1 protein-coding gene is annotated in these 1,568 nt (G+C 63.4%); it reads right to left on the reverse strand.

Going from position 1 to position 1,568, the window contains the following annotated elements:
* Positions 1–20: 20 nt before the first annotated feature.
* Positions 21–1,562: an IS66 family transposase gene (locus IVB36_RS25400; RefSeq protein WP_247393297.1), complete on the reverse strand. Its 1,542-nt coding sequence runs from the start codon at positions 1,560–1,562 to the stop codon at positions 21–23.
* Positions 1,563–1,568: the final 6 nt, after the last annotated feature.

A 1,568-nucleotide genomic window follows, 5' to 3' on the forward strand; every position in this document is an offset into this window, starting at 1 on the left:
GTAAGCGCTTAGCCGCAACCCTATTGAGGCTGGCTTGACGTTTTGCGGAATCGCCACGGCATGAGGTCTTCGATGCGGCTATGGGGATGGCCGTCGATGATCGTCTCGAGTGTTTCGGCGATGTAGGCGGCCGGGTTGACGTCGTTGAGCTTGCAGGTGGCGACGATCGAGGCGAGCAAGGCCCAGTTTTCGGCTCCGACCTCATGACCGGCGAAGAGCGCATTTTTTCTGGTCAGGCAGACTGGCCGGATGGCGTTCTCGACAGGGTTGGTGTCGAGCTCGAGGCGCCCGTCTTCGAGGAAGCGGGTCAGACCTTGCCAGTGATTGAGCGCGTAGCGGATGTCCTCGGCGAGCGTCGAACCGCTGGAGATCATCGACAGCTGCTTCTCGAACCACATTTTCAAAGCGGCGACGAGAGCCAACGAATGCTCCTTTCGTGCGGCGAGCCGGATGTCCGGCGATGCACCGCGCACCATGGCTTCGATGGCGTAAAGCTGTGCGATGTGCCGAATGGCGGCCTCGGCGATCGGCGATTTGCTATTGCGGGCCAATTTGACGAAGCGTCGGCGCAAGTGGCTCCAGCAATGCACGAGCGTCCAAGGCCCTTGCAGTCGAGCGACTTCGGTCAGTCGATCATAACCGTCATAGGCATCGCATTGCAGGAAGCGTCCGCCAAAGCCATCTAGGAACTGCTCAGCGAAGGCACCGCTGCGACTGGGGGCATATCGGAACAGCACGATCGGCGGACTTGGGCCGCTGTGGCCGCGGTCGTCTGAGGCAATCGCCCAGAAGTAGCCTTTCTTCGTTTGGCCGCGCCCCGGATCGAGTACCGGCGCCTTGGTCTCGTCCATGAACAGCCGATCCGCCATGGCCAGGTGGTGGCGCATGTGTTCCGCGATGGGCTGAAGATGGAAGCAGGCGCGGCCGGACCAGTTGCCCAGTGTCGCCCGATCAAGCCGGATGCCCTGGCGCGCATAGATCTCGGCCTGACGGTAAAATGGCGTATGGTCGCCAAATTTGGAGACGATCACATGCGCGATGGCCGCTTCGGTCGGCAGCCCGCCGGGCACGACGTGCTCCGGTGCGTGCGCCTGCACGACGGGGCCGGAGCAGCGGCGACAGATGTATTTTGGGCGGCGTGTGATCAGCACGCGCCATTGCGCCGGGATCACGTCGAGGCGCTGGCTGACGTCCTCGCCGATCTTCGTCATGGCGCCGCAACCGCACGGGCAAAGCGTACTCGCAGGCTCGATGATCCGTTCCACCCGCGGCAAATGGGCAGGCAGGCAGCCGCGGTTGCGATGAGAACCTTGATCCGGCGCGCTCCGCGATCGGCCCTTGATCACAGCCTCGGCTCTCTCCTGCGCCGCGTCCAGGATGCCTTGCGCGATCTCCACGTCTTCCAGCGGCAAGTGATACTGATCTGGCCGCAGCTTCTCGGACGTCGCGCCGAACTTCTCGCGTCGCAATTCGCCGAGAATGACCTCCAACCGACGCCGCGCCTCTTCCGACGTCGCCAGCGCCGCCTGATGTTCGCTCAAGGCCGCCTGCGTTTGCGCCAAAAGCGC

The sequence above is a fragment of the Bradyrhizobium sp. 35 genome (assembly GCF_023073215.1).
Taxonomy (GTDB): domain Bacteria; phylum Pseudomonadota; class Alphaproteobacteria; order Rhizobiales; family Xanthobacteraceae; genus Bradyrhizobium; species Bradyrhizobium canariense_D.